24 protein-coding genes and 1 tRNA gene are annotated in these 24,480 nt (G+C 62.9%); 7 read left to right on the top strand and 18 right to left on the bottom strand.

Translation table 11 applies throughout. The features are described from left to right. Positions 1–26 precede the first annotated feature (26 nt). Together NKI18_RS03185 and NKI18_RS03180 are read right to left on the bottom strand one after the other, a co-directional pair. On the bottom strand, positions 27–770 hold the full coding sequence (locus NKI18_RS03185) for an ABC transporter ATP-binding protein (RefSeq protein ID WP_352588246.1): 744 nt from the start codon (positions 768–770) through the stop codon (positions 27–29). A 12-nt stretch (positions 771–782) separates the two neighbouring features. Further along, positions 783–2,297: an efflux RND transporter periplasmic adaptor subunit gene (locus NKI18_RS03180; RefSeq protein WP_352588249.1), complete on the bottom strand. Its 1,515-nt coding sequence runs from the start codon at positions 2,295–2,297 to the stop codon at positions 783–785. Positions 2,298–3,364: 1,067 nt separating this feature from the next. Here NKI18_RS03180 and NKI18_RS03175 point away from each other — a divergent pair. After that, the gene (locus NKI18_RS03175; RefSeq protein ID WP_352616378.1) at positions 3,365–4,780 is read left to right on the top strand and encodes an MFS transporter; all 1,416 of its coding nucleotides are present in this window, start codon (positions 3,365–3,367) and stop codon (positions 4,778–4,780) included. Positions 4,781–4,825: 45 nt separating this feature from the next. Here NKI18_RS03175 and coaBC read toward each other — a convergent pair whose 3' ends face one another. From coaBC to ubiE, 3 genes are all read right to left on the bottom strand, one after another. Continuing rightward, entirely contained in the window at positions 4,826–6,283 is a 1,458-nt protein-coding gene (coaBC, locus tag NKI18_RS03170; RefSeq protein ID WP_352616381.1) for a bifunctional phosphopantothenoylcysteine decarboxylase/phosphopantothenate--cysteine ligase CoaBC, read from the bottom strand. A 65-nt stretch (positions 6,284–6,348) separates the two neighbouring features. After that, positions 6,349–7,923 carry a 2-polyprenylphenol 6-hydroxylase gene (gene ubiB / locus NKI18_RS03165; RefSeq protein ID WP_352616384.1) on the bottom strand — a complete coding sequence of 525 codons (1,575 nt, stop codon included), beginning with the start codon at positions 7,921–7,923 and terminating at the stop codon, positions 6,349–6,351. Between the two features lie 64 nt (positions 7,924–7,987). Then, complete coding sequence (gene ubiE, locus NKI18_RS03160) at positions 7,988–8,764, bottom strand: bifunctional demethylmenaquinone methyltransferase/2-methoxy-6-polyprenyl-1,4-benzoquinol methylase UbiE (protein ID WP_352616387.1); 777 nt, start codon at positions 8,762–8,764, stop codon at positions 7,988–7,990. A 167-nt stretch (positions 8,765–8,931) separates the two neighbouring features. Here ubiE and NKI18_RS03155 point away from each other — a divergent pair, with 167 nt between their 5' ends. From NKI18_RS03155 to NKI18_RS03145, 3 genes are all read left to right on the top strand, one after another. Further along, on the top strand, positions 8,932–9,906 hold the full coding sequence (locus NKI18_RS03155; RefSeq protein ID WP_352454014.1) for an adenosine deaminase: 975 nt from the start codon (positions 8,932–8,934) through the stop codon (positions 9,904–9,906). A 127-nt stretch (positions 9,907–10,033) separates the two neighbouring features. Beyond that, a complete protein-coding gene (gene upp / locus NKI18_RS03150; RefSeq protein WP_023675320.1) occupies positions 10,034–10,663 on the top strand; it encodes a uracil phosphoribosyltransferase in 630 nt (209 codons plus the stop codon). Positions 10,664–10,763: 100 nt separating this feature from the next. Then, positions 10,764–11,324 (top strand): TIGR02281 family clan AA aspartic protease, encoded by a 561-nt coding sequence (locus NKI18_RS03145; RefSeq protein WP_352568187.1) that lies wholly within the window; start codon positions 10,764–10,766, stop codon positions 11,322–11,324. Positions 11,325–11,433: 109 nt separating this feature from the next. On the opposite strand, the gene deoA is transcribed toward NKI18_RS03145, so the two are convergent. From deoA to NKI18_RS03115, 6 genes are read right to left on the bottom strand one after another with little or no spacing between them, the layout of a single operon-like run. Next, positions 11,434–12,753 (bottom strand): thymidine phosphorylase, encoded by a 1,320-nt coding sequence (gene deoA / locus NKI18_RS03140; protein WP_352616390.1) that lies wholly within the window; start codon positions 12,751–12,753, stop codon positions 11,434–11,436. Beyond that, a complete protein-coding gene (locus tag NKI18_RS03135; RefSeq protein ID WP_352616392.1) occupies positions 12,753–13,571 on the bottom strand; it encodes a purine-nucleoside phosphorylase in 819 nt (272 codons plus the stop codon). The genes deoA and NKI18_RS03135 overlap by 1 nt, the downstream gene beginning before the upstream one ends. Next, positions 13,568–13,960: a cytidine deaminase gene (cdd, locus tag NKI18_RS03130; protein WP_352616394.1), complete on the bottom strand. Its 393-nt coding sequence runs from the start codon at positions 13,958–13,960 to the stop codon at positions 13,568–13,570. The genes NKI18_RS03135 and cdd overlap by 4 nt, the downstream gene beginning before the upstream one ends. Positions 13,961–13,966: 6 nt before the next feature. Further along, positions 13,967–14,938, bottom strand: a complete 972-nt coding sequence (locus NKI18_RS03125) for an ABC transporter permease (protein ID WP_352616397.1) — start codon at positions 14,936–14,938, stop codon at positions 13,967–13,969. A gap of 1 nt (position 14,939) precedes the next feature. Continuing rightward, complete coding sequence (locus NKI18_RS03120) at positions 14,940–16,079, bottom strand: ABC transporter permease (RefSeq protein WP_023675313.1); 1,140 nt, start codon at positions 16,077–16,079, stop codon at positions 14,940–14,942. Next, a complete protein-coding gene (locus NKI18_RS03115; protein WP_352616400.1) occupies positions 16,076–17,608 on the bottom strand; it encodes an ABC transporter ATP-binding protein in 1,533 nt (510 codons plus the stop codon). Before NKI18_RS03115 ends, NKI18_RS03120 begins: the two co-directional genes overlap by 4 nt. Positions 17,609–17,789: 181 nt before the next feature. Here NKI18_RS03115 and NKI18_RS03110 point away from each other — a divergent pair, with 181 nt between their 5' ends. Continuing rightward, positions 17,790–17,999 (top strand): SlyX family protein, encoded by a 210-nt coding sequence (locus tag NKI18_RS03110; protein ID WP_031211352.1) that lies wholly within the window; start codon positions 17,790–17,792, stop codon positions 17,997–17,999. 84 nt (positions 18,000–18,083) lie between these two features. Here NKI18_RS03110 and NKI18_RS03105 read toward each other — a convergent pair whose 3' ends face one another. The 3 genes from NKI18_RS03105 to NKI18_RS03095 all read right to left on the bottom strand — a co-directional run bounded on the left by NKI18_RS03105 (position 18,084) and on the right by NKI18_RS03095 (position 20,341). After that, positions 18,084–19,073, bottom strand: coding sequence for a BMP family lipoprotein (locus NKI18_RS03105; protein ID WP_023675310.1), 990 nt, complete (start codon positions 19,071–19,073; stop codon positions 18,084–18,086). Between the two features lie 215 nt (positions 19,074–19,288). After that, positions 19,289–19,951: a peptide-methionine (S)-S-oxide reductase MsrA gene (gene msrA / locus NKI18_RS03100; RefSeq protein ID WP_352616405.1), complete on the bottom strand. Its 663-nt coding sequence runs from the start codon at positions 19,949–19,951 to the stop codon at positions 19,289–19,291. A 66-nt stretch (positions 19,952–20,017) separates the two neighbouring features. Continuing rightward, positions 20,018–20,341 (bottom strand): hypothetical protein, encoded by a 324-nt coding sequence (locus NKI18_RS03095; protein ID WP_352616408.1) that lies wholly within the window; start codon positions 20,339–20,341, stop codon positions 20,018–20,020. A 426-nt stretch (positions 20,342–20,767) separates the two neighbouring features. On the opposite strand from NKI18_RS03095, the gene NKI18_RS03090 reads away from it, so the two are divergent. Beyond that, positions 20,768–20,857: transfer RNA gene (locus NKI18_RS03090), tRNA-Ser, on the top strand. Positions 20,858–21,068: 211 nt separating this feature from the next. On the opposite strand, the gene NKI18_RS03085 is transcribed toward NKI18_RS03090, so the two are convergent. The 4 genes from NKI18_RS03085 to NKI18_RS03070 all read right to left on the bottom strand — a co-directional run bounded on the left by NKI18_RS03085 (position 21,069) and on the right by NKI18_RS03070 (position 23,628). Next, on the bottom strand, positions 21,069–21,476 hold the full coding sequence (locus tag NKI18_RS03085) for a hypothetical protein (protein WP_352616411.1): 408 nt from the start codon (positions 21,474–21,476) through the stop codon (positions 21,069–21,071). A gap of 268 nt (positions 21,477–21,744) precedes the next feature. Further along, complete coding sequence (locus NKI18_RS03080; protein ID WP_352616414.1) at positions 21,745–22,017, bottom strand: hypothetical protein; 273 nt, start codon at positions 22,015–22,017, stop codon at positions 21,745–21,747. Positions 22,018–22,482: 465 nt separating this feature from the next. Next, on the bottom strand, positions 22,483–23,082 hold the full coding sequence (locus NKI18_RS03075) for a YdeI/OmpD-associated family protein (protein WP_352616415.1): 600 nt from the start codon (positions 23,080–23,082) through the stop codon (positions 22,483–22,485). A 120-nt stretch (positions 23,083–23,202) separates the two neighbouring features. Then, complete coding sequence (locus NKI18_RS03070; RefSeq protein WP_352616418.1) at positions 23,203–23,628, bottom strand: cupin domain-containing protein; 426 nt, start codon at positions 23,626–23,628, stop codon at positions 23,203–23,205. A gap of 319 nt (positions 23,629–23,947) precedes the next feature. Here NKI18_RS03070 and NKI18_RS03065 point away from each other — a divergent pair, with 319 nt between their 5' ends. After that, positions 23,948–24,382: a DUF3597 domain-containing protein gene (locus NKI18_RS03065; protein WP_023675304.1), complete on the top strand. Its 435-nt coding sequence runs from the start codon at positions 23,948–23,950 to the stop codon at positions 24,380–24,382. Positions 24,383–24,480 lie beyond the last annotated feature (98 nt).

Raw genomic sequence — 24,480 nt, 5'->3', positions numbered from 1 at the left:
GTAATGATCGCAGGGCGGTTCTTGTGCTACCGGACATTGTTGTACGCCAGCGCTAGACGGCGAGTGTCATCCAAAGGTCGGACCTGCTGTATGACAGGGGTGTCTGACAGAACGCGGCCGTCTCGAAAGGCTACAATGCGATCCGTATGGGCAGCTATCTCAGCCTCATGGGTGACCAGCACAATGGTCAGGCCCTCTCCATTGAGTCGGCGGAAAATTGCCATGATCTCCAGCCCTGTCTGGCTGTCGAGCGCACCAGTGGGTTCATCGGCCAGTAAAAGTAAAGGCTCCGTCACCAGGGCGCGGGCAATGGCAACGCGCTGCTGTTGTCCGCCCGAGAGTTCGGCAGGAGTATGTCTGGCCCGATCGGCGAGCCCTACCTTGGCCAGCATCGCCAGCGCTGCGCGCCGCCGCTCACCAGCCCACATGCGGCGATAGACAAGCGGCAGTTCCACATTTTCTAGTGCGCTGGCCCGCGGCAGCAGATTGAACGACTGAAACACGAAACCGATGTTCCTATTGCGGATCGCAGCGAGTTCATCGTGATGGAGTCCACCGACGTTTACCCCGTTCAGCCGATAGCGGCCTTCACTCGGACTGTCGAGGCAGCCCAGTATGTTCATGAAGGTAGACTTGCCCGATCCTGAAGATCCGATCACCGCGACGAATTCGCCTCGTTGAATCGTCATGGTCACCCCTTCGAGCGCCCACACCGGCTCTCCGCCAACACGGTAGCAATGGCGCAGCCGGTCGACGTCAATCAGAGCCATGGATACCTGACCTCACCACAACCGGAACTTGACCAGGACGGAAGACGCGTCATCGTCCCGACGCGGAGCAGTGGCAAGCCCCGTAATGACCTGCTGCCCCTCAGTCAGGTCGCCTGCCAGCACCTCTGTTGCACGACCGTCGGTGATTCCAAGCCGGAGCAAAACAAGCTTCGGCTCGCGGTCTGGCCCAAATACAAATACCTCGCCCGGGCTTCCCGCCTCTACGCCCGTTTTGGCAATGGCCGGCGCGGTCGATCGCGCCTCGTCCCCGGTATCACTCGGCGGCCGAAAACGCAGGGCCGCATTGGGCACTTTCAAGACCCCATGTCGCTTAGCCATTACCACGCTCAGATTGGCGGTCATGCCGGGCAACAGCAGCTCATCGGAATTTTGCGTACCGACCACCACTATGTATGTGACGACGTTTTGAACGACCTGCGGTGCCTTGCGTATCTGTTTTACCGTGCCGGTGAAAATTCGGTCGGGATAGGCATCGGCAGTGAAAGTAACCGGCTGCCCGAGCGCAAAACGGCTAATGTCGGCTTCCACCACGGAAGCTTCCACCTGCATCTCAGTCAGGTCTTGAGCTATGGTGAACAGTATCGGGGTCTGCAGGCTAGCCGCCAGGGTCTGACCGCCACTGACGGCGCGATTGACCACCGTGCCGGTGACCGGCGCGCGTACATAGGTGCGGTCAAGATCAATTTGGGCCTGCTGAAGCACCGCTTCCTTCTGCTTCACCTGGGCAAGCGTGTTGGCGAGCTCCGCTTCTGCCATGTTGAGGGTCGCCTTGGCGGCTCGAACGACTGCCGATTGCGACAGTTCCTCGGCCTGGGCGGCAGTCGCCTGCGCCTTGGCAGAATTATGCGCGGTATTCTCCCGCTCCCATTCACCCACCGCGATGATCTTCTGCTTAGCCAGGGAACGTTTGCGATTCACTTCCTGCGCCGCACCATCGAGCGCGATTTCGGCGCGTGTAGTCTGTGCGGCGGCAGAATCATATCTGGCCTCGGCGGTCTCCATCTCTGCCCTGGCCCGCTCGATCTGCGCCCGATGTACCGAAACCTGCGTTTGCGCCATCTCCCGTTCGGCAAGGGCTTGCGCTACTCTCGCTTCGTAAATCTCCGGCTCAACCCGGGCTATGACCTGGCCTTTGGTGACCTTGGAGTTGAAGTCGACATAGAGTTCCTTCACCCGACCCGAGAGCTGAGAACCGACTTCCACCATAACTAGCGCGTTCAGCGTGCCAGCCGCCTGCACCGTTGTGACGATATCGCCGCGCTCCACGGCTTGCGTGCGATAGGCGGGGGTATCGGGCCGGATCGAGGACGGCTCGAGGAGAGCTGAGAGCTGATTGAAGGCCGACAAAACCTGGCCGGAAGTCGCCGATGGTGTCGGTCCCATGGAACTCCCGGGCGTTACCGCCGCGCCGAGGATTACCGTAACGAACAAAACGCTGCGCATCATGTTCTGACCACCTCTGAGCCGGAAGGGAAAGGTAATCCCTTCCAGCTCTTTAATCTGCACTTGGCAGTGCCGCAGAGGAATTCTACAAACCTATAGAATAAACCCGTCAACAGCCAAATACATAGATGTTTATTCGAAATTTCGGATATTACTACTTGCAGTGGCCGGGATTACCCTCGCAGGCCGTCTCGGTCTTGTTGCCAATGTTGCCTTGGCCTTCAGCCGTATCCTGCGTTGCCGTGCCGAATGCATTGCCATTCACATCCTTCTTTGTCTCCGTGCATACGCAGTCGGGAGTGGCGCCGGTCTTCGTGCAAGACGCCACCGTGGATCCCCCGGCGGCGCAGAAGTCTTCGCACTGTGTCTGCGATACGCCGGGACAGGTCTGCGCTAGCGCTCCGCCTGTTCCAAGCAACAGTGCCCCACCCATGAAAGCCGCAGCCGCGGCCACCTTTAAACCACTACATCTACATCCAATAATCATGTTCTCCTCCGATTTTGCCAGAGCTAGAGTGTGCTGCGCAGGCCATCTCTGGCACTGGTCGGCAGCATGAGGGCGCAACAAAGCCCTCGATTCGGCTCGATCGATTATGCTGTGGGGGATGCGGAAGTTATGAGGCCGCCAGCAACGGCTTTAAGCCGCCGGGCCTCCCAAGACTCTTTCGGGTGACAAGACTCTTTCGGATGAAGGGCCCTCTGCGGCGCACAGAATCGCCGCAATACTTGGCCTGCGCAAATCGGCAGCGCCCATTGTCGTGCTCCAGTACGACTGTAAGCGGGAATATTTCTTCTTGCTAATATATTAACCATATTTGCGGAAGCTGGCAACCAGTATCTGGGATATACGTCGGTTGAGGTGCTGCTAAATCGATTGGTAGAACGGCGTGAACATCGCAATCGGCGTCAACCAGTATCAGTTGCGCCGCAGAGCGGGTTGATCGTGGAGCCGAGATGCACGATCACCCTGGCTTCCCGCCTACATCATCATCTCAGCACACCGGAAAAACCGCTTGAACTCAACTGCGGTTGAGGTTTTACAAGCCATCCCCGAAGCGCCGCGTGCCCATTTGGAGACGAAGAGCGCTCCAATATTTTAGACCAGCGTCTAAGAAAGCCTGGGGGACCGGATGACCAAGACAAGCACAAACAGGGTCGACTGGCGCGCGCTGTGGGCGAGCGGCGACCTGGCGCGCTTCTGCTTTATCGGCCTCGGCATTCTGCTGCACGCCACCAACGAAACCATGGTAGCAACGGTCATGCCGGCCATGGTCGGCGAACTCGCCGGCGTGCAACTGGTCGGCTGGTCGCTGGCGATCTACGAGCTCGGCGCCATCGTTGCCGGTGCGGCCGCCGGACGGCTGGCGAGCTATGTCGCGCTGCGTACCAACATGATGGTCGCCGCAATGCTCTATGCCGTCGGCGCGCTGGTCTGCGCCACCGCGCCTTCGATGCCGCTGTTCCTCTGCGGCCGCCTGATCGAAGGGCTCGGTGGCGGCGCGCTGGTGTCGCTGGCCTTCGTCTCGGTCGAGCGGCTGTTTGCCCGCGCGATCTGGCCGCAGCTTTTCGGCGTCATGTCGGCGATCTGGGGTGTCGCCGCCTTCAGCGGGCCGGTGCTCGGCGCGGTCATGACCGAATTCTCGTCCTGGCGCTGGGCCTTCGGCGTCTTCACCCTCGGCGGCACGGCCATGGCGCTGGCAAGCTTCCTCGTGCTCGATACGCCTGAAGCAACGAGGCAGGCGAAGGGCGGCTCGGCGCCGCCCTTCCCCTTTGCGGCACTTGGCTGCCTCGCCGGCAGCGTCGTGCTGATTGCCACTGCCGGCGTCGACATCGCCCTGCTGCGCTCGTCGCTGCTACTCACCCTCGGCCTGATCGGCCTGGCGCTGTTTATCTATATCGACGCACTGAAGCCGCGCTCGCGCCTGTTCCCGTCGCGGCTGTTCTCATGGCGCTCGCCGGTCGGCGCGGGCATGACCATGGTCGCGGCGTTTTCGGTGGCGACCTGCTCGTTCGCGGTCTACGGACCACTGCTTCTGACCAGCCTGCACGGCATTCCGATCCTGACCACCGGCTACATCATCGCCGCCGAATCGATCGCCTGGTCGATCCTGTCGATCCTCGTCGCCAATGCGCCACCGGAGCGCGAGCGGCTGATCATCGTCGGCGGGGCGCTGATGATCGCCACGGGCGTCGCCGGTTTCGCCTATACGGTGCCGGCCGGCTCGATCCCGCTGATCCTGTTTTGTGCTTTGTTGCAAGGCGGCGGCTTCGGCATAGCCTGGCCGTTTGTCACGCGTGTCATCGTGGCATCGGCCAAGGAAGGCGAGCAGACGATCGCCTCGGCCGCCGTGCCGACCATGCAGCGCATCGGCTATGCCGTGGGTGCGGCACTGACCGGCATCGTCGCCAACGCCAGCGGCTTTTCCGAAGGCCTGAACCGCGAGGCCGCGGCGAACGTCGCCGCCTGGCTGTTCCTGGCGTTTATCCCGCTCGGAATCCTGGGATGCCTTGCCGCCTTGCGGATTTCGGGGGCGAGCGCCGCGTAGCCGCTGCCAATCTCCCCCCTCGTGGCCCCACGAGCGGGGAGATCGCTAAACCACGACCGTCGTCAGCCGCTCGGCGATTAGTGTCGCGAGCCGCGTCGCCACCTCGTCCTTGCTCATCTCCGGCCATTCCTCGACGCCGGCCTTCGAGACGATCCGCACCTTGTTGCGGTCGCCGCCCATCACGCCTGGGGAACCATCTTCATGGGAGACATCATTGGCGACGATAAGATCGGCACCCTTTTTTGCAAGCTTGGCCTGGGCGTTCCTGACCAGGTCCTGCGTCTCCGCGGCGAAACCGACCACCAGCATCGGCCGCTTTTTGTGGTGCCCGACACCGGCAAGAATATCGGGATTTTCCACCATCTGCAGCGCCGGTGGCCCCTCGCCCGCCATCTTCTTGATCTTTTCCCCGGCCGAACTTTGTGTGCGCCAGTCGGCGACAGCCGCGACGAACACTGCCGCGTCGGCCGGCAGCAGCTGCTCGACGGCGTCCTTCATCTCGACGGCCGTTTCGACGTGCAGCGTGGCGACGCCGGCCGGATCGGCAATGCCGACCGGGCCGGAGACGAGACGCACGTCGGCGCCGAGCCTGGCCAGCGCTGCCGCGATGGCGTGCCCCTGCTTGCCCGACGAGCGGTTGGCGATGTAGCGCACAGGATCGATCGCTTCATGCGTCGGCCCAGAGGTGACGATGATTTTCCTGCCCGCCAGCGGCTTTGGCCGGCTGTCGAGCAGCGCCTCGATCGCGGCGACGATCTCCAGCGGCTCGGCCATGCGGCCCTCGCCCACCTCGTTGCTTTCGGCCATCTCGCCCTTCGCCGGGCCGACGAATGCGACGCCGTCCTTGCTCAGCGTCGCACAGTTGCGGCGGACCGCCGGATGCGCCCACATTTTCGGGTTCATCGCCGGCGCCATCAAAACTCGCTTGTCGGTGGCGATGAGCACGGTCGAGGCAAGGTCGTTGGCATGGCCATTGGCGAGCTTTGCCATCAGGTCGGCGGTGGCCGGCGCCACGACCAAAAGGTCGGCCTCGCGCGACAGCCTGATATGGCCGATGTCGTGCTCGTCCTGCCGATCGAACAATTCGGTGAAGACGCTGTCGGCCGACAGCGCTCCGGCCGACAGCGTGGTGACGAATTCCTGCGCCGCCGCGGTCATCACCACGCGCACCGAAGCACCACGCTCGCGCAGCCGGCGGATCAGGTCGAGCGCCTTGTAGGCGGCGATGCCGCCGCCGATGATCAGCAGGATGCGCTTGCCGGAGAGGATGCCTCGCGGGCTGGAGACGCCGACCACCGGCGTTGCTGGACTCTGCGAACTCGTCAGTTCGCGCAGTGTTTTCTCGATCTGGTCGATGCGACCGGCCGAACCGAACTGACCTTCGACCGCTGCGCGGATCATCACCCGCGCCTGGTCTTCCATCGACCGGCCATTCTCCGCCGCCAGTCGGCGCAGCAGGTCCTTGACCTCGTCATCAAGGTTGCGGATCGTGATGCTGGCCATCTGATTGCACCTTGCCCGGAGTTGCTGAGTGCAATGATAGCAATGCAATCACTTTGCAACAAGCGCTAGAATATACGCCAGGCGATATACACCAGCGTCAGCGCGATCACCCACAGCGCCAGCCGGCCGGAGCGGGTGTAGCGTGCCTCGGCCTTGCCGATGGCGCGCGCAGTCCTTTCGTCGAAGCGCAGGCCGTTTTCGGCCATCAGGTCGATCTCACGCGACAGCCGCTCGGTGCGGGCGGCGAGGTCTGGCGCCTGGCGGGCCAGCGCCAGCAGCGCGTTGGCACCGTCGCGCGCATCGGCCAGCAGCGCGCGCGGGCCGAGATTGCGGGCAATCCAGCCGCTGACCACCGGCTCCGACGTCTTCCACATGTTGAAGGCCGGATCGAGGGTGCGGGCGACGCCCTCGACAACGACCATGGTCTTCTGCAGCAGCACCAGTTCGGATCGCGTCGCCATGTCGAATAGGTCGGTCACCTCGAACAGCAGCGTCAGCAGCTTGGCCATCGAGATGGTCTCGGCCGGCTGGCCGTGAATCGGTTCGCCGATCGCCCGGATCGCCTGGGCGAAGGCCGCGACATTGTGCTGGCGCGGCACGTAGCCGGCCTCGAAATGCACTTCGGCGACGCGCTGATAATCGCGCGTGATGAAGCCGTAGAGGATTTCTGCGAGGAACCGGCGCTCCTTCCTGCCGAGCCGGCCGGCAATGCCGAGGTCTACGGCGACGATGGTGCCGTCGGCCTCGATAAACAGGTTGCCCGGGTGCATGTCGGCGTGGAAGAAACCGTCACGCAGCGTATGGCGCAGAAACGACTGAACGAGGTTGGCGGCAATCGCCTTCAGGTCGTGGCCGGCGGCGGCTAAGCCGGCAATATCGTTCATCTTGATGCCGTCGACCCATTCCATGGTCAGCACGTCACGACCGGTGCGCTCCCAGTCGACCGACGGCACACGGAAGCCGGGATCGTCCTTGGTATTCTCGCCGAGCTCCGAAAAAGCCGCCGCCTCCAGCCTCAAATCCATTTCGATTTTGGTGGTCTGGGCCAGCGTCTCCGTCACCTCGACCGGCCGCAGCCGGCGCGACGACGGGATGTATTTTTCCTGTAGCCGGGCGGCGAGGAAATAGCTCTCCAGATCGCGAAAGAAGCGGCGGCGCACGCCCGGCCGGATGACCTTTACTGCTACCCGGGTAATGACGCCGTCCTGCAGGGCTTCGGCGGTATGAACCTGGGCGATCGAGGCGGCGGCGACGGCCTCGCCAAAACTGACATAGAGCTCGTCGATCTTGCGTCCGAGCGATGCTTCTATCGCCGCTATGGCCTCGGCCTTGGGAAACGTCTGCATCTTGTCCTGCAGCATGGCGAGATCGAGCGCGATATCGTTTCCGACGACGTCCGGCCGTGTCGCCAGGAACTGGCCGAGCTTGACGTAGGACGGGCCGAGCCGCACGACCGCCTTGGCCAGCCTGTCGCCGCGCTCGTAGGCAAGCGCGCGACGGCGGGTGAATAGCCGGGCCATGCGCCAGCCGAATTTCGGCAAGCCGAAGAGCTCGTCACCGGGCAACGCCGCGATGACGCCCTCGCGCACGAGCACCCAGCCGGCCCGCACGAGCCTGAAAGCAGCGCCGATGCTGCTCATGGCTGGCTTTGCCCTGCCGGTTTCCTGAACTGGCGCAAGGCACGTCGGAAAATGCGGGCCAGCCTCAAAGCTTCCAGCCCGAATGAAGCGCGGCAATGCCGCCGGAGTAGTTGCGGAACGAGGCGCGCTCGAAGCCCGCGCGCGAAATCATCGCCGCGAAATTCTGCTGATTGGGAAACTTGCGGATCGATTCGACCAGATAGGAATAGGGCTCGTCATCGCCGGTCACCACCTTGCCGATCCGCGGAATGGCGTTGAACGACCATGCTTCATAGACCTTGTCGAGCAGCGGCATCTCGACCTCGGAGAATTCAAGGCAGAGAAAGCGCCCGCCAGGCTTCAGCACGCGATAGGCTTCGGCAAGCGCCACATCGATGCGCGGCACGTTGCGGATGCCGAAAGCGATGGTGTAGGCGTCGAAAGTAGCGTCGGCAAAAGGCAGTTCCTCGGCATTGGCTTCGACGAAATCAGTATTTGCCGACAGGCCTTTTTTCTCGGCCCGGTCGCGGCCGACGGCGAGCATCGAGCCGTTGATATCGAGAACCGTTGCATGAGCGTGCCTGCCGCTCGCCTCGACGATGCGGAAGGCGACATCGCCGGTGCCGCCGGCAACGTCGAGAACGCTCCAGCCCGGCCGCTTCGGTGGATTGAGCCAGGCGACCATGGCGTCCTTCCACAACCGATGCAACCCGGCCGACATCAGGTCGTTCATCAGGTCGTAGCGGTTCGCCACCTTGTGGAAAACATCATTGACCAGAGACTGCTTGTCGCCTGGCCCTACCCGCTTGAAACCATAGGAGGTTTCCATGCCGCCCGCAGCAGTGGTTCTTTCACCCGACATCATTTTGATCCGCCATAAAATCGGCGGGACCATAGCCGATCGATGGTGCGGGCGCTATTGTTTAAGGCGCGGTGTTCGGCCGCGCTTCGAAGCAGGTTCCGGAAAAGTGTCACACGGTTTTCCGACAGGAACTTGCGTCATAAGAAAAAGCCTGACGGGATAATTGAATGCCTTTGAAAGCAGAACTGCACTGCCACATAGAAGGGGCAGCGGCGCCTGAACTCGTCCTCCGCCAGGCTGAGAAATACGGCAAGGATGCCTCGCCCTACATCCAGGACGGCTCCTTCGTCTGGCACGACTTCACCTCTTTCCTCGCCGCCTACGACTTCTCGTCGGACCTGTTCCGCACCGAAGAAGACTATGCGCGGCTGGCCGACCATTACCTGACCAGCCTCGCCCGCGACGGCGCCATCTATTCCGAGGTTTTCACCTCGCCCGACCATGCCAGCAAGGCCGGGCTGTCGCCGAAGGCCTATACCGACGCGCTCGGCGAAGGCATGGCCCGCGCCAAGGCGAAGACCGGCATCGAAGGCCGCATGATCGTCACCGGCGTGCGCAATTTCGGTGTCGAATCGATCGAGCGAGCGGCGCGTTTCGCCGCGCGCTGCGGGCATCCGCTGGTCACCGGTTTCGGCGTCGCCGGCGACGAGCGGATAGGCGACCTGGAAGATTATGTCAGGGCCTTCGAGATCGCCCGCGAGGCCGGCCTCGGCATCACCGTCCATGCCGGCGAATTGATGGGCTGGGAGAGCGTCGAGGCGGCACTCGACCACATCCGCCCGTCTCGCATCGGCCATGGCGTGCGCGCCATCGAGAACCCCGAGCTTGTGCGGCGCATCGCCGACGAAGGCGTCGTGCTCGAATGCTGCCCTGGCTCCAACATCGCCCTGAAAATCTTCGACAGCTTCGCCGACCATCCCTTCCCCGCCTTGCGGGCAGCGGGCTGCAAGGTGACGCTCAACTCCGATGACCCGCCCTATTTCTGGACCTCGCTGAAACGCGAATACGACATCGCTGCCGAGCATTTTGCGATGGACGACAAGGCGCTCACCGCCGTCACCAGGACGGCCATCGAGGCAGCCTTCGTCGACAGGAAGACCAGGGCGGTGCTGCTGGGCAGGCTCGGCGCCAAGGGCAGGTGAATGGTGAATGGTTCACCCGGCGCTTCGGTTCGTCAAACGCGAGTTTTCCGCGCAACCAAGGACTCGCAAACCAGTTCACTATTCACTATTCACCATTCACCATCCACTTGCGCAGTTGGAGAACACCATGAAGGGCGTTACCGTCGTCGACCATCCGCTTGTCCAGCACAAGCTGACCATCATGCGCAAGAAGGAAACTTCGACGGCCGGCTTCCGGCGGCTGCTGCGCGAGATCTCGCTGCTGCTCGGCTACGAGGTCACCCGCAACCTGGAACTGACGACGACTACGATCGAGACGCCGATCGAGACGATGGAGGCGCCGACGCTGGAGGGCAAAAAACTGGTCTTCGCCTCGGTGCTGCGCGCCGGCAACGGCTTGCTCGAAGGCCTGCTCGATCTGGTGCCGGCGGCGCGTGTCGCCCATATCGGCCTCTATCGCGACCATGAGACGCTGGAAGCGGTCGAGTATTTCTTCAAGGCGCCGGGCGACCTCGCCGACCGGCTGGTGATCGTCGTCGATCCGATGCTGGCGACCGCCAATTCGGCGATCGCGGCGATCGACAAGCTGAAAGGCCGCGGTGCCACCAACATCCGCTTCCTCTGCCTGTTGGCGGCACCAGAGGGCCTCGAGCGGTTTACCCAGGCGCATCCCGATGTTCCGGTCTTCACCGCTTCCATCGACCGCCAGCTCAACGAAAAGGGCTACATCATGCCGGGTCTCGGCGATGCCGGCGACCGCATGTACGGCACCAAATAGATCCGTTTACCGATTGTTTACGCAAACGGCTGGTTTCCGCACTCGTTAAAGCGGCAATCACCATGTCGGACTAAGGATCGGCAACCACAAAGGCCGGTCCATGCTGCGCAAGCTCCTCATCCTTGGCGTGTTTGCCGGAACGTCGGCATCGCTGCCGATCGTCTATCAGTCCAATTCACAGGTAATCGAGCGGCTGTTGAAATCCGCCATCGGAGCCAGGCCGGCCGACACCCAAACCGACCTGAATCTCGCCGCCGTCCCGGACAGGCCCACAACGCCGCAGCCGCTCGGCCGCAAGGTCGTCGTCACCGCGGACTCGCGCGGGCATTTCATGTCGGTCTTCAAGTTGAACGGCCGCCAGATCGACGGCATGATCGATACCGGTGCCACGCTCGTCGCCATCAACACCTCGACTGCGCGCAGGATCGGCATCTCGCTCAATTCGACGGACTTCAGCCATCAGGTCAACACCGCCAATGGTGCGATCAAGGCCGCCGTGGTGACGATTGATCGCCTGCAGATCGGCAAGATCACCGTCGAGGGCGTCGAGGCCGTCGTGCTCGACGACAGGGCGCTGCACACCAACCTGATCGGCATGAGCTTTCTGCAGCGGCTCGAAAAATACCAGGTCGAAGACGGCAAGCTGCTGCTGGTTCAGTAGAACGTGATCCCGAACCGCAGGTCCTCGCCAGCGAAAAGTGGGGACCGGTTTTCGGACAAGATCGTGGTCCAAAGGAAGATAGAGACCATCCGATACCATCGGAATGGCTCTACCCGCGCGGCAGGATCCGCCGGATGACGGTTTTCTCCGTGGCCGGTTTGGAAGTGCCGATGGTATAGGCCGAAAGCACGGCGGCCGCGGCCGCTTCGGCATTCCCGGTATTGCGGGCATGGACCAGCGCCAGCGCTTCGCCGGTCCGCACTTCAGCGCCGACCGGCAACAGCCTGGTGATGCCGACGGCGTGATCGATCCTGTCGTCGGGCCGCGTCCGCCCGCCGCCAAGCCCGACCACGGCAAGCCCGATCTCGCGGGTCGCGATGCCGGTGACAAAGCCGTTCGCGCTCGCCTTGACCGCGAATTCCGTTGCCGCTTTCGGCAAATATTTTTCCGGATTGTCGACAAAGTCGACGGGACCACCCAGTGCCGCCACCATGCGCGCGAAGATGGAAGCGGCGCGGCCGCCGGCCAGCGTTTCGGCGGCGCGGCGCAGGCCGTCCTGGTTGGACGACACCAGGCCTGCCGATTGCAGCATCTCGGCGGCCAGCGCCAGCGTCACGTCCTCCAGCCGCCGGTCGCGAAAGCGGCCGGTGAGAAAATCGACGGCGTTGCGCACCTCGACCGCATTGCCGGCGGCGGACGCCAGCGGCTCGTTCATGCCGGTGACCAGCGCCGAGGCCTTAAGGCCGGCGCCACTGGCGACGTCGACCAGGCTGTTGGCCAGTGCGGTTGCGTCGCGCGATTTCTCCATGAAGGCGCCGTTGCCGACCTTGACGTCAAGCACCAGCGAATTGAGGCCGGCGGCCAGCTTCTTCGACAGGACCGAGGCGGTGATCAGCGGCACCGATTCCACCGTTCCCGTCACATCGCGGATGGCGTAGAGCCTGGCGTCGGCGGGTGCCAGATCGGCGGTCTGGCCGATGATGGCACAGCCGGTTTCGAGCACGGTCTTGCGGAACCGCGCAACATCCGGCTGGCTGATATAGCCGGGGATCGCATCCATCTTGTCCAGTGTGCCCCCGGTATGGCCCAGACCCCTGCCGGAAATCATCGGCACATAGGCGCCGCAGGCAGCGACGATCGGCGCCAGCATCAAGGAGACATTGTCGCCGACGCCGCCCGTCGAATGCTTGTCGGTGACAGGGCCGGGCAGATCCGACCAGTCGAGCACATCGCCGGAATCGCGCATCGCCATAGTCAGCGCCACCGCCTCGTCGCGGCTCATGCCGTTGAAGAACACCGCCATGGCAAAGGCGCCGACCTGCGCGTCGGTGACTGTGCCGGCGGTCAGACCCTCGATGAAGAACGCTGTCTCCTCAGCCGAGAGCTTCTGGCCGTCGCGCTTGCGGCGGATGATTTCCTGGGGAAGCATCAGGCGTCGACCCTGTGCTCCGGAAGCCCGTCCTGAAAAACACGCTGCAGAATGGTCGCCAGCCGCGCGCCGCCGACCGGCGCCATGTCCTTGGTCTCCTGGTGCGACAGCTCGGCTCCGGTCATGCCGGCGGCAAGGTTGGTCACGACCGAACACGCTGCGACGCGCAGCCCGAGGAAGCGGGCGAGAATGACCTCGGGCACCGTCGACATGCCGACCGCGTTGGCGCCCATGACGCGCGCCATGCGGATCTCGGCGGGCGTCTCGAAGCATGGGCCGGAGAACCACATATAGACGCCCTTGTGCAGCGTGGTACCGGTGGCCTTCGCCGCCTGCTCGATGGCGGAGCGGAGACCGGCGTCGTAGGCTTCGGTGAGGCCGACGAAACGGCGGTCGCTCGGTTCGCCGATCAGCGGGTTGGAGCCCGAGAAATTGATGTGATCGGTGATCAGCATCACCGAGCCCGGGCCCATCCCGGGATCGACCGAACCGGCGGCGTTGGTGAGGATCAGCCTGGAGATGCCGAGGCCGGCGAGCACCTCGAGTGCCGGCCGCATCGCCGCCGCGTTGCCGTGCTCGTAATAATGCGCCCGGCCGGACAGCATCAGCACCGGCGTGCCGGCAAAGAGCCCCGCCACCACCTCGCCGGCATGGCCGCTGACTCCGCTTCGGGGAAACCCCGGCAAGTCGGCGTAGGAGATGCGCACCGCATCCTCGACCTGGTCGACAAGCCCGCCAAGCCCTGACCCCAGCACCAAGGCGGTGGCCGGCGCCAGCCCGTCCAGCCTTTCGACGAGGTGATCGAGCGCTTCCTTCATTTCAGCACATCGCCTTCAAACCCGTATGGCAGCAACTCGCCCATGGTCACGGTCTCAACCACGCCGCTATCATCGCAGAGATAGAACTTCGTCTCCGGCCGGCAGAATTCCGCCAGCCGCTGCCGGCAGCCGCCGCAGGGCGAGCATTTTGCCACGCGTTCGGCGATCACGGCGATTTCCGTGATCTTGCCGCCGCCGCCCATGACGTAGTGGCCGAGCGCGGTGGTTTCGGCGCACCAGCCCTCCGGATAGGACGCGATCTCGACATTGGCGCCGGTGAAGATACGGCCGTCCTCGGTGCGCAACGCCGCGCCGACCGGAAATTTCGAATAGGGCGCATAGGCCTTGGCCATGGCGGCTTTCGCCGCTTCGAACAGATCATGAGCCATGATAGATCAGCGTTCCTTGACATAAGGCACGCCGCCGGCGCGCGGCGGGATTGCCTTGCCGATGAAGCCGGCAAGCAGGATGACGGTCAGCACATAGGGCAGCGCCTGCATGAATTGCACCGGCACCTTGCCGATCAGCGGCAGCGGCGTGCCTTGCAGGCGGATCGACGCGGCGTCGAGGAAGCCGAACAGCAGGCAGGCGAACATGGCGTTGACCGGTTTCCATTTGGCGAAGATCAGCGCGGCCAGCGCGATGTAGCCCTTGCCGGCGGTCATGTCCTTCACGAAGCCGCCATTCTGCACCATCGACAGATAGGCGCCGGCAATGCCGGTGAGCACGCCGGTGCAGATCAGCGCCCGGTAGCGCAGCCAGGCGACCGATATGCCGGCGGTGTCGACCGCGGCCGGGTTCTCGCCGACAGCGCGCAGGCGGAGCCCGAAGCGGGTGCGGAACAGCACCCACCAGGTGAACGGCACGGCCAGGAAGGCGAGATAGACCAGCACGGAGTGGCCGGAGATGAGTTCCGAATAGATCGGCCCGAGGATCGGCGCGCTCCTGAGCGCATCCGCGCCCGGCCAGGTGATTGCCTCGAACCGCTCGCCGGCGGCCAGCGCCGGCGTGCGCCCGCCTTGCTGGAACCAGGCCTGGCCGAGCATGATCGTCGATCCGGCGGCAATGAAATTGATCGCGACACCGGAAACGATCTGGTTGCCGCGATGGGTGATCGAGGCAAAGCCGTGGATCAGCGCGAAGGCGACCGAGATCAGGATGGCCATGCCGAGGCCGATTAAGGCCGAGTGGAAGACCGAGGCGGCGGCCGCACCGGCGAAGGCGCCGACAAGCATCTTGCCCTCGAGCCCGATGTCGAAGACGCCGGCCCGCTCCGAATAGAGGCCGGCGAGGCAGGCGAGCAGCAAGGGGACCGAAAGGCGGATGGTCGAGTCCAGGACCTGCACGATGGCGTTGAAGAAATCCATCTCAGGCGCCCTTCCCCTTGACCGCTTCCATGCCGACCGATTTCGGGCTGAGCGAGGCGAACAACGCCTGGACGTAGGGCCGGAACATATGCTCGAGCGCGCCGGCGAACAGGATGACGAGGCCCTGGATGATAACGATCATGTCGCGGCTGATCGCCGGCATCTCGAAGGCGAGCTCGGCGCCGCCCTGGTAGAGCATGCCGAACAATATTGCCGCCATGACGATGCCGACCGGATGCAGGCGGCCCATCAGCGCCACCGCGATGCCGACGAAACCGGCGCCCGAAACGAATTCGAGCGCGACATTGTGCTGGTCGCCCATCGTCGGGTTGAGCGCCATCATGCCGGCTAGCGCGCCCGAGATCATCATCGCGATGATGATGATGCGGATCTCCGAAATGCCGGCATAGCGCGCCGCTTTCGGGCTGTGGCCATAGGTGCGCATCTCGTAGCCGAGCTTGGTGCGCCAGATCAGCACCCACACCAGAAAGGCCATGGCTAGCGCCAGCAGGGAACTGACGTTGAATGGCGCCGAACGGATTTTGGCGCCGAACAATTCGATGACCCAGTTGAGCTTCGGCAGTTGCGCGCCTTCGAGGAAGGTGCGCGTCTGCGGTGCCATCGAGGCGGGGGGCTTCAAGTACCCGACCAGCGCACGGACCATGACGCTGGCGGCGATGAAATTGAACATGATGGTGGTGATGACGATGTGCGAGCCGCGCTTGGCCTGCAGATAGGCCGGGATCAGCGCCCACAGCGCGCCCATCGCCGCGGCGGCGATAATGGCGATCGGGAAGGTCAGCCACCAAGGCAGCACGCTGTCGAAGGCCAGGCAAACAATGCCAATGCCGAGACCGGCGATATAGCCCTGGCCCTCGCCACCGATGTTGAACAGGCCGCAATGCGCCGCAACCGCCACCGAAAGCCCGCTGAAGATGAAGGTGGTGGCATAGAAAAGCGTGAACGCGATGCCTTGGCCGCGGCCGAAGGCACCCTCGACCAGGACGACGGCTGCGCGCAGTGGGTTCTCGCCAACCAATATGACGACGAAGCCGGCAACGACGAAGGCGACGAACAGATTGATCAGCGGGATCAGGACGTAGTCGGCCCAGGCCGGCAGCTTGGCATAGGGAGTGCTCATTCCGCCGCCTCGCGCTGCTCGACGCCGGCCATCAGCAGGCCGAGCTCGCCCTCGGTCGCGTCGGGGCCGCGTTCGCCGACGATGCGGCCGGCAAACATCACCAGGATGCGGTCGGACAGCGAGCGGATCTCGTCGAGCTCGACCGAAACCACCAGCACCGCCTTGCCCTGGTCGCGCATGGCGATGAGGCGCTTGTGGATGAATTCGATGGCGCCGACATCGACGCCGCGCGTCGGCTGGCCGACGATCAACACGCCGGGATCTTGTTCCATTTCCCGCGCAAGCACGATCTTCTGCTGGTTGCCGCCGGAGAAATTGGCGGTCTTGAGGCGGCAGTCCGCCGGGCGGATGTCATATTTGACGATCTTGTCCCTGGCATCGTTACGGATGGCATCGATGTCAAGGAACGGCCCCTTCAGATAGCGCTCGTCGTCCTGATAACCGAGGATCGAATTCTCGTTCTCCTCAAAGGCCAGCACCAGGCCGACATGATGGCGGTCCTCCGGCACATGGGCAAGGCCGCGCTCGCGCAGTTCACCAGGGTCGGCGGCGCCGGTGAGGTCGATCGGCTTGCCGTCGAGCATGACCGAGCCCGAAACGGCATGCCTGATGCCGGAAATCGCCTCGAGCAATTCGGACTGCCCGTTGCCGGCGACGCCGGCAATGCCGACGATCTCGCCGGCATGGACGTCGAAGGAGACGTCGTCGACCATGGTGACGCCGCGGGAATCCTTCACCGTCAGGTTCTTGACCGCGAGCTTGACGCCGCCGGCCTTCGCCTCGCCCTTCTCGACGCGCAGCAGCACGCGCCGGCCGACCATCAGCTCGGCCAGTTCCTCGACCGTGGTCTTCCTGGTTTCGCGTGTCGCCACCATCGTGCCCTGGCGCATCACCGAGACGGTGTCGGTGATCGCCATGATCTCGCGCAGCTTGTGGGTGATCAGCACGATCGTCTTGCCCTGCTCCTTCAGCTGCCTGAGGATGCGGAACAGATGGTCGGCCTCGGCCGGCGTCAGCACGCCCGTCGGCTCGTCGAGGATCAGGATCTCGGCGCCGCGATAGAGCGCCTTGAGGATTTCGACGCGTTGCTGCAGGCCGACCGGCAACTCCTCGATGATGGCGTCGGGATCGACTTCGAGCCCGTATTCGCGCTCGAGCCGCTCCAGCTCGGAACGCGCCTTGGCGATGCTCTTCTTCAGCAGCGCATCGCTTTCGGCGCCGAGAATGACGTTTTCCAGCACCGAGAAATTGTCGACCAGCATGAAATGCTGATGCACCATGCCGATTCCGAGCGCGATCGCATCGTTCGGCGTCTTGATCGATGCCGGCTGGCCGCCGACACGGATCTCGCCGGAATCGGCCTGGTAGAAACCATAGAGGATCGACATCAGCGTCGACTTGCCGGCGCCGTTTTCGCCGACGATGCCATGGATGGTGCCGCGCATAATCTCCAGATTGATGTCGCGGTTGGCGCGCACGGCGCCAAAGCTCTTGTCGATGCCGATCAGCTCGATTGCGGCTTGCGCCATGCAGCCTGTTCCCACAGTTATTTTTTTACCGCTTGGTCAAACGCCTAGCATGACGCCCAGTCTGTGCCAATCGGGTCCCTACCAATTGGCTGGAGCAGGGTTCACTCTCGACAAATCCCGCCATGCTTGTCAATTTCCAACGTGGCCGCACCCTGCACAATCGCCTGATCGAGGATTTCAAATGACCATGCCCGAGGACCGGCTGACGACGCTGGAAATCCGCGCCGCCGAGCAGGAGAAGACCATCGAGGAACTGTCGGGCCAGATCGCCGAGCAGTGGAAGGTGATCGAGCGCATGCAGCGCAAGCTCGACGCGCTGGCCGAGCGCTTCCTGGCGCTGGAAGAACAGGCCGCACCCGATGTGCCGGTGACAAAGCCGCCGCACTGGTGAGCGGGCCGACAAGACAAAACCGCCGGGCTTCCACCCGGCGGCTCGTCAGTTCAGCAGTGCCAGTCGATCAATAACGGCAATCGATCAATACGGGCAGGCATTGTCCGACATGTAGTCGTGCACCTTGATGGTGCCGGCTATGATGTCGGCCTTGGCTTTTTCGACCGCCGCCTTCATCGCATCGTCGACAAGCGCCTTGTTGTTGTCGTCCATGGCGTAGTCGACGCCCCCTTCCTTGAGGCCGAGATCGTTGACGCCGGCCGTGAATTTGCCGTCCTTGGCATCCATGAAGGTGTTGTAGACGGCAACGTCGACGCGCTTGACCATGGAGGTCAGCACCTTGCCGGGCTGCAGGCCGTTCTGGTTGGAATCGACGCCGATGCCGAGTTTGCCGGCGTCGGCCGCTGCCTGCAGCACGCCGACACCGGTGCCGCCTGCCGCCGCGTAGACCACGTCGGCGCCCTGATCGATCTGCGTCTTGGCGATCTCGCCGCCCTTGGCCGGATCGTTCCAGGCTGCCGGCGTATCGCCGGTCATGTTCTGGATGACGTCGGTGGCGCCGGCCGCCTTGGCGCCGCCGACATAGCCGCAGCCAAACCTGCGAATCAGCGGAATGTCCATGCCGCCGACGAAGCCGACCTTCTTGGTCTTGGAAGCCATCGCCGCCATCACGCCGACGAGGTAGGAGCCTTCCTGCTCCTTGTAGACCAGGGAGCGGACATTAGGCTTGTCGACGACCATGTCGATGATGGCGAATTTGGTGTCGGGGAACTCGGTGGCGATCTTGTCCAGCGCATCTGCCCAGGAGAAGCCCGCCATGACGATCGGGTTGCGGCCGTCCTCGGCGAAGCGGCGCAGCGCCTGCTCGCGCTGGGTGGCGTTGCTGACCTCGAATTCCACATAGGGGATGCCGGTCTCGGTCTTGAACTTTTCAGCGCCGTTGAACGACGCCTCGTTGAACGATTTGTCGAACTTGCCGCCGAGATCATAGAGGATCGCGGGTTGAATGTCCGCGGCGAAGGCCGGAAGAACCATTGCAGCTGCGGCCATAAGGCCGAGAACGATACGTTTCATGTGATCCACACCCCTGTCGGTTATTTGTCCATTATGCACCGCATGCCGGCCCGGTTCTCCGGCAGGCATACGGTGTCGGGCAGGAGTGTCTTCCTCCCGCTTCGGGTCAATCTGGCACGGCCCGAAACAAAATTCACGTGGAATTTTGACCCTTTGGAAAAGCATGGCGCCGCATCGCGGCGCCACAGCATGTTCCTTGCGTCAGGGGCATAAAATCAGGCGGAGACGGCGACCGGAATGGCGCAGGAGACGCCGGTTCCCTGCAGGCCGCAATAGCCGTAGGGGTTCTTCGCCAGATATTGCTGGTGGTCTTCCTCGGCAAAGTAGAATTCCGGCGCCGGTGCGATCTCCGTGGTGATCTTGCCGCGTCCGGCACCGCGCAGCGAAGCCTCGTAGGCATCGCGCGAGGCGAGCGCCGTCTGGTACTGCGCGTCGTTGAACGTATAGATCGCCGAACGGTAGGTGGTGCCGACATCATTGCCCTGGCGCATGCCTTGCGCCGGGTCGTGGCTTTCCCAGAATAGCTTCAAGAGCTCGGCATAGGACACGATCTTGGGATCGTAGACGACGAGCACGACTTCGGCATGGCCTGTCAGGCCCGTGCAGGTTTCCTGATAGGTCGGGTTGGGCGTGACGCCGCCGGCATAGCCGGCCGCCGTGACCCAGACGCCCTCGACTTGCCAGAACAGGCGCTCGGCGCCCCAGAAGCAGCCCAGCCCGAACATCGCCGTTTCCATCCCTTCGGGATAAGGACCCTTGAGCGGCCTGTTCGAGACAAAGTGCTTCGATGCGGTCGGGATCGGCCGGTCGCGGCCGGGCAACGCCTCGGAGGGTTTCGGCAGGTTGAGCTTCTTGTTCAGCATGTCGCTGAGAAACATGTGTGGGTTCCTTTTCTTCTTGGTTGAGCCTCCCCGGTACGGGAACACCGGGTCAGGCTGGAAATGTCAGGTTGCGGCGAACCGCCCGCTGGGGCGCTGCCGCCTGTAACCGATGGCATAAAGAATGAACGCCAGCACCGCGAACACGGCAAAGCCGGGCTGGCTGAGCACCCAGGCGATGGCACCATCCCACAGCAGCGGGTTGATCTTATCGCGGACGAAGCTTTCGAAGGCGCCGCGCGTATCCGGCGAGACAGCGAGCCAGCTGGTGTTGAGCGGGGTCATCACCAGCGCCGAAGCCGCCACCGAGCGGGTCGCATCGAGCACGGCCATGATGACCGAAACCGAAAGCGCGACCATTGCAGCGAGACGAAAGACGAAGCGGAACATCCGGACCCTTCCTCCCCAGGAGTTTATCAGAATGTCGTGTCGGACTGTTAGATAGGATCTACCCGCTTATTGCACAATCGCGACACGTGAAGTTGAACCCGCGACCGCCGGTTCGCCGGAACCGGTGGCGCCGTCGGACGGCAAGCACACCTCCGCCGATCATTTCGATAGGCTCCCAACGGGTGCTCCGATAACATGGGCTGAGCATCCCTATCCGGCAAAGCGAATAGACTGCCGTTATGTCTTGGCATTCGGCACCGGATCGACTAGATGAGCCCCGCGCCTGTTGCTTTGACGGCTCAGGTGCGGGAAAGGGTATCCGCTGGTTGACGGCGCCCACGGCCGGAATTCCGGCCGGAATCCCAAGGGAGAGGCATCTCCCCAACCCGCACGGCGAAACCGGCCGCGGCGAAAATGCTAAAGGATGGAGAGGTGGCCGAGTGGTTGAAGGCGCACGCCTGGAAAGTGTGTTTACGGGAGACCGTAACGCGGGTTCGAATCCCGCTCTCTCCGCCAGTTAAATCTCACCGGCTCGCCGAGTCTGAAGGGACACTGGACGGCGACTGCCGCTGCGGTGCAGGTATCTTGGGGCAGGCAGAGGGGGCGCGAAGGCTACGGAGCGGCTTTCATCTTCGCCGCACCCTTACCTCAGATCAGCCCACAACCGATCGGCCCGCGCTTCACCAGAAGCACGGGCTTAGTCGACACGGCACTGTCGCCGCCCCGTCTAGCGCGGGACCGCTTGTATTTCCGAGACTGAGCGCTCTGTTTCGGCGGAGAAAACCACGAAGGCAAAGATCAGCACGGCGGCAGCGACAATCATTGAGCCAGTGGCGACGATCGGCTCGAGCGCCGGATTTCCCTGCAGCATCAGGTAAAGCGCCGGCAGCATTACGACCAGGCCGAGATTGTAGACGCCATAGTGGATCATCGCGCTCCTGCGGGCAGCCTTCGCCGGGTTCAGCGCATAATAGCCGCCGAATATTGCACTGGTGACCCAGCCCAGCAGGTTGATGTGCGCGTGAGCCGGAAACGCGCCGTGATCGCCTGAAATTGCCATCTGCAGGCCAGCTGCAATTCCCAGAATAAGAAAAATGATGGCTGTCTTGAAAAAGAGTTCCGAAACCTTAGGCATGTCATTCTCCCAAACCCGTTTTGCCGCCGCATCATGCTGTGGTTCCGGCGATCTTGCCAAGGGACCGTCGGGCCTGCGGAGCCATTTGTCACCGGCCTGACAGCCCGTTGGCGGCCGGCCGCCGGGCTTGGCCGGTTGCGAGTCCAGCCAGCAAAAAATATGCACTCACGCTAATTTAATTGCAACATTACCGGCAAGGCTCCATGTCGTTCTCGCTAGCGAAGTGTCCTGCACGATGGTGGTGCCATACGCGCCAAAGGTCTGCCCGTCAGTGTTGCAGCAAGGCCTCGCCAAACTTCTCCCACAGCTGTGCGCAATCTGTTGCTCTGAGGCTGGGGGTTCCAAGTGGGCCATATCTGATGACGGCGGCGTGAACATCATAGCCAACGATAGGTGCATTGGCGACAAAGTGGATAGCCTCGCCCAATCGGCGGGGGCCAATTGGCGCATCGGTTTTGTTGGTGATGTCGAAGACACCAAGAATATCCGCTTCCTGATTCCTGGCTGCCAACGCAGCCGCCATTACCCTTTCTTGCATCATCGAAATCTCTCCTATCGGTCTAAGTCTAAGAACCGTGGCTTGTGCCGGTCCGGCAGCTGACAACCGGCAAATCGAAGTGCCTTTTGCAGCAGCATCTCGATTGGCTCTTGCTGCGAGCCACTCCGCCCGCTCCCGCGGCAAGCCGATAAGGCAACTGCCAGCGAAATCCGCAGGCACGTCCACAGTCGCATCAAACACGGCCCACGTGCCAGTCGGCTCCTGAACGGGCAAAAACCTCATAACAGCGCCTGCTAATATACTATGCCGACTGTGAGGACGAGACTTTTTCCTGCATCAACTAAACGAATGAGAGCTGGTGTCGAAGTGCCGGGCGACGCTCGTCGAAAACAAATCGTCGGCGACATCGCCTGGATCGAAGGTGGGCCTGAGCAGTGATCCGGCCGCATTCGAGGCTCGCCGACCGGGACAAGCACAAGACGCAGCGCCGGCACGCCTCGTCAGATGTTACTTTCTGCCCTGCGGATAGATCGTCTCGCCGCGCTTCAGCATCTCCACGAACGCCGCGATCTTCTTCTTGCGTCCGGCTTCGGTTTTCATGTTGTGGATGCGGAAGGCGAGTGCGAAGCGGTTTTGGCCGCTGAGCTTTGCCAGCATCTCTTTCGCCGTGGGCTCGGCGTCTATTGCCGCCTGGAGGTCGTCGGGGATCTTCATCTCCTTGCCGCTCTTGTAGGCGCGCGCCCAGCGGCCGTCGGCCTTGGCCGCATCGACCTGCCTCAGCCCGTGCTCGGTCATCCGGCCCTCCTCGATCAGCCGGGCGACATTGTCGACATTGATCTGGCTCCAGGTGCTCTTCTTGCCGCGCGGGGTGTAGCGCTGCAGGTAGCTTTTGCCGTCCAAGGCCTTGCGCACCGCATCGATCCAGCCCCAGCACAACGCCACGTCGATGGCTTGCTTCGGAGTGATCGACGGCAGTCCCGAATCGAGCTTATGGATCTTGATCCAGACTTGATCCTCGCTGTCGTGATGCTCGCCAAGCCAGGCATGGAAGCTTTCGGCATCGCTAAACTCGCGCACCTTGGCGGGGTCGACCTTGACCGGCGCCATCAGACTGTCCGCCCGTGACGCAGGCGCGTAACGACGCCGAACCGGTTGCCGGCCGCGTGCGCGCTCATCTCAGCTCCGAGTCCGCAATCCGCAGGCCTGGTGATTCTCGCCGGCACGCATTCAGCCCGCACGATTGGGCGTGCCGAGGACATGGGATTTCGGCGGCAGCATGACGTCGTCGAATGTCTGCGTGAACATCGCCGCCGCAAAGAAAGCGACGGCGCGCAGGGTTTCGGTGCCGGTGTTGACGAGGTCGTGCCTGACCGGCGTCGGAAGTACCAGGACGCTGCCGGGCCCGACCGGGTGGGTGCTGCCGCCCTCGATGTGCAGGTCGCCGGTGCCGGCGATGATGTATTGCGTCTCTTCGGTGGCGTCGCTGTGCCAGCCGAGCCGCTTGCCGGGCTCGATCTCGTAGACAATGACCGAGGACTGGGTGGTGCCGTGCCCGCCGTAAACCGCGAAAGCGCCGGCCCATTTGACCGACGGATCGTCCTCTGCCCAAACCAGCGAACGTTCGAGCCTGTCGGATGCGACGACTGCTGTCATGGCTTCGTTCCTCTCAGCGAATTGCGAACACGAATCTAGATGATTTTTCTGGTCTGCGTCAGCAAAACTGGCTGCTGACCGTTCCCTCGCCCATAGCGTGACGATTTGTCGGGCCGCGATCCGACCTATTCTACTCTCGGGCCGGATCACTGAGCCGATTCCCCAATGCAACCAAGCCTTTACCTTTTAGCCAGTTTTAAGTTGCCCCTGCGTTGCGTTCGTGGTCCGGTACAACCAGGGCGCTCAATGCGGCATTCGGCAACGGTCGCCCCACCGACCGTCAAGGCAACACACCGTCGAGCCAACACAGGAGATAGCAATGGGCATTTTCGACAGTATCAAAGGTGCGATTTTCGGAAACGCGGTTGCGGCCGAAGCGCCGCCGGCGCAACCGTCTCCCGCGCCTGCTTCGAGCACGGCCACCCAGCCGACGGCGCCTACCCGATCCGCCCCGGCTGCAACCCCGGCTCCGGCCGCGCCGGCCGCGCCGTCCTCTGCCCCGGACATCGCTGCCATTCTCGACAAGGCGGTGGCCGCGAAGGGGCAGAAACTCAACTGGAAGAATTCGATCGTCGACCTGATGAAGGCTCTGAATATCGACAGCAGCCTCGGCGCCCGCAAGGAGCTTGCCCACGAGCTGAACTACACCGGCGATATGAACGACACTGTAACGATGAATCTGTGGCTGCACGACGCACTGATGAAAAAGCTGGCCGAGAATGGCGGCAAGCTTCCGAGCGACCTGGCCGCCTAGAGTCACAAGACAAGCAATTCCAGGAAACTTGTGAACGGTTTTCCGTCCGGAATTGCGTCAAACAAAAAATACAGACCGGTTCGGCGTTTCCGTGAAAC

The sequence above is a fragment of the Mesorhizobium sp. M0800 genome (genome assembly GCF_040320095.1).
In the GTDB taxonomy this organism is placed as follows: Bacteria; Pseudomonadota; Alphaproteobacteria; order Rhizobiales; family Rhizobiaceae; genus Mesorhizobium.
The sequence above is the reverse complement of the archived record's forward strand: the minus strand, read 5'-3'. Positions and strand labels throughout refer to the sequence as shown.

Excerpts from the sequence above, each read along its gene's own strand:
- NKI18_RS03175 (WP_352616378.1), top strand. The coding sequence starts at position 3,365 with ATGACCAAGACAAGCACAAACAGGGTCGACTGGCGCGCGCTGTGGGCG.
- cdd (WP_352616394.1), bottom strand. The coding sequence starts at position 13,960 with ATGGCTCATGATCTGTTCGAAGCGGCGAAAGCCGCCATGGCCAAGGCC.
- NKI18_RS03075 (WP_352616415.1), bottom strand. The coding sequence starts at position 23,082 with ATGGCGCCGGTCAAGGTCGACCCCGCCAAGGTGCGCGAGTTTAGCGAT.
- ubiE (WP_352616387.1), bottom strand. The coding sequence starts at position 8,764 with ATGTCGGGTGAAAGAACCACTGCTGCGGGCGGCATGGAAACCTCCTAT.
- NKI18_RS03125 (WP_352616397.1), bottom strand. The coding sequence starts at position 14,938 with ATGGATTTCTTCAACGCCATCGTGCAGGTCCTGGACTCGACCATCCGC.
- NKI18_RS03080 (WP_352616414.1), bottom strand. The coding sequence starts at position 22,017 with ATGATGCAAGAAAGGGTAATGGCGGCTGCGTTGGCAGCCAGGAATCAG.
- NKI18_RS03115 (WP_352616400.1), bottom strand. The coding sequence starts at position 17,608 with ATGGCGCAAGCCGCAATCGAGCTGATCGGCATCGACAAGAGCTTTGGC.
- msrA (WP_352616405.1), bottom strand. The coding sequence starts at position 19,951 with ATGTTTCTCAGCGACATGCTGAACAAGAAGCTCAACCTGCCGAAACCC.
- NKI18_RS03155 (WP_352454014.1), top strand. The coding sequence starts at position 8,932 with ATGCCTTTGAAAGCAGAACTGCACTGCCACATAGAAGGGGCAGCGGCG.
- NKI18_RS03110 (WP_031211352.1), top strand. The coding sequence starts at position 17,790 with ATGACCATGCCCGAGGACCGGCTGACGACGCTGGAAATCCGCGCCGCC.
- NKI18_RS03120 (WP_023675313.1), bottom strand. The coding sequence starts at position 16,079 with ATGAGCACTCCCTATGCCAAGCTGCCGGCCTGGGCCGACTACGTCCTG.
- NKI18_RS03135 (WP_352616392.1), bottom strand. The coding sequence starts at position 13,571 with ATGAAGGAAGCGCTCGATCACCTCGTCGAAAGGCTGGACGGGCTGGCG.
- coaBC (WP_352616381.1), bottom strand. The coding sequence starts at position 6,283 with ATGGCCAGCATCACGATCCGCAACCTTGATGACGAGGTCAAGGACCTG.
- NKI18_RS03085 (WP_352616411.1), bottom strand. The coding sequence starts at position 21,476 with ATGCCTAAGGTTTCGGAACTCTTTTTCAAGACAGCCATCATTTTTCTT.
- NKI18_RS03105 (WP_023675310.1), bottom strand. The coding sequence starts at position 19,073 with ATGAAACGTATCGTTCTCGGCCTTATGGCCGCAGCTGCAATGGTTCTT.
- NKI18_RS03145 (WP_352568187.1), top strand. The coding sequence starts at position 10,764 with ATGCTGCGCAAGCTCCTCATCCTTGGCGTGTTTGCCGGAACGTCGGCA.
- deoA (WP_352616390.1), bottom strand. The coding sequence starts at position 12,753 with ATGCTTCCCCAGGAAATCATCCGCCGCAAGCGCGACGGCCAGAAGCTC.
- upp (WP_023675320.1), top strand. The coding sequence starts at position 10,034 with ATGAAGGGCGTTACCGTCGTCGACCATCCGCTTGTCCAGCACAAGCTG.
- NKI18_RS03185 (WP_352588246.1), bottom strand. The coding sequence starts at position 770 with ATGGCTCTGATTGACGTCGACCGGCTGCGCCATTGCTACCGTGTTGGC.
- NKI18_RS03065 (WP_023675304.1), top strand. The coding sequence starts at position 23,948 with ATGGGCATTTTCGACAGTATCAAAGGTGCGATTTTCGGAAACGCGGTT.
- ubiB (WP_352616384.1), bottom strand. The coding sequence starts at position 7,923 with ATGAGCAGCATCGGCGCTGCTTTCAGGCTCGTGCGGGCCGGCTGGGTG.
- NKI18_RS03095 (WP_352616408.1), bottom strand. The coding sequence starts at position 20,341 with ATGTTCCGCTTCGTCTTTCGTCTCGCTGCAATGGTCGCGCTTTCGGTT.
- NKI18_RS03070 (WP_352616418.1), bottom strand. The coding sequence starts at position 23,628 with ATGACAGCAGTCGTCGCATCCGACAGGCTCGAACGTTCGCTGGTTTGG.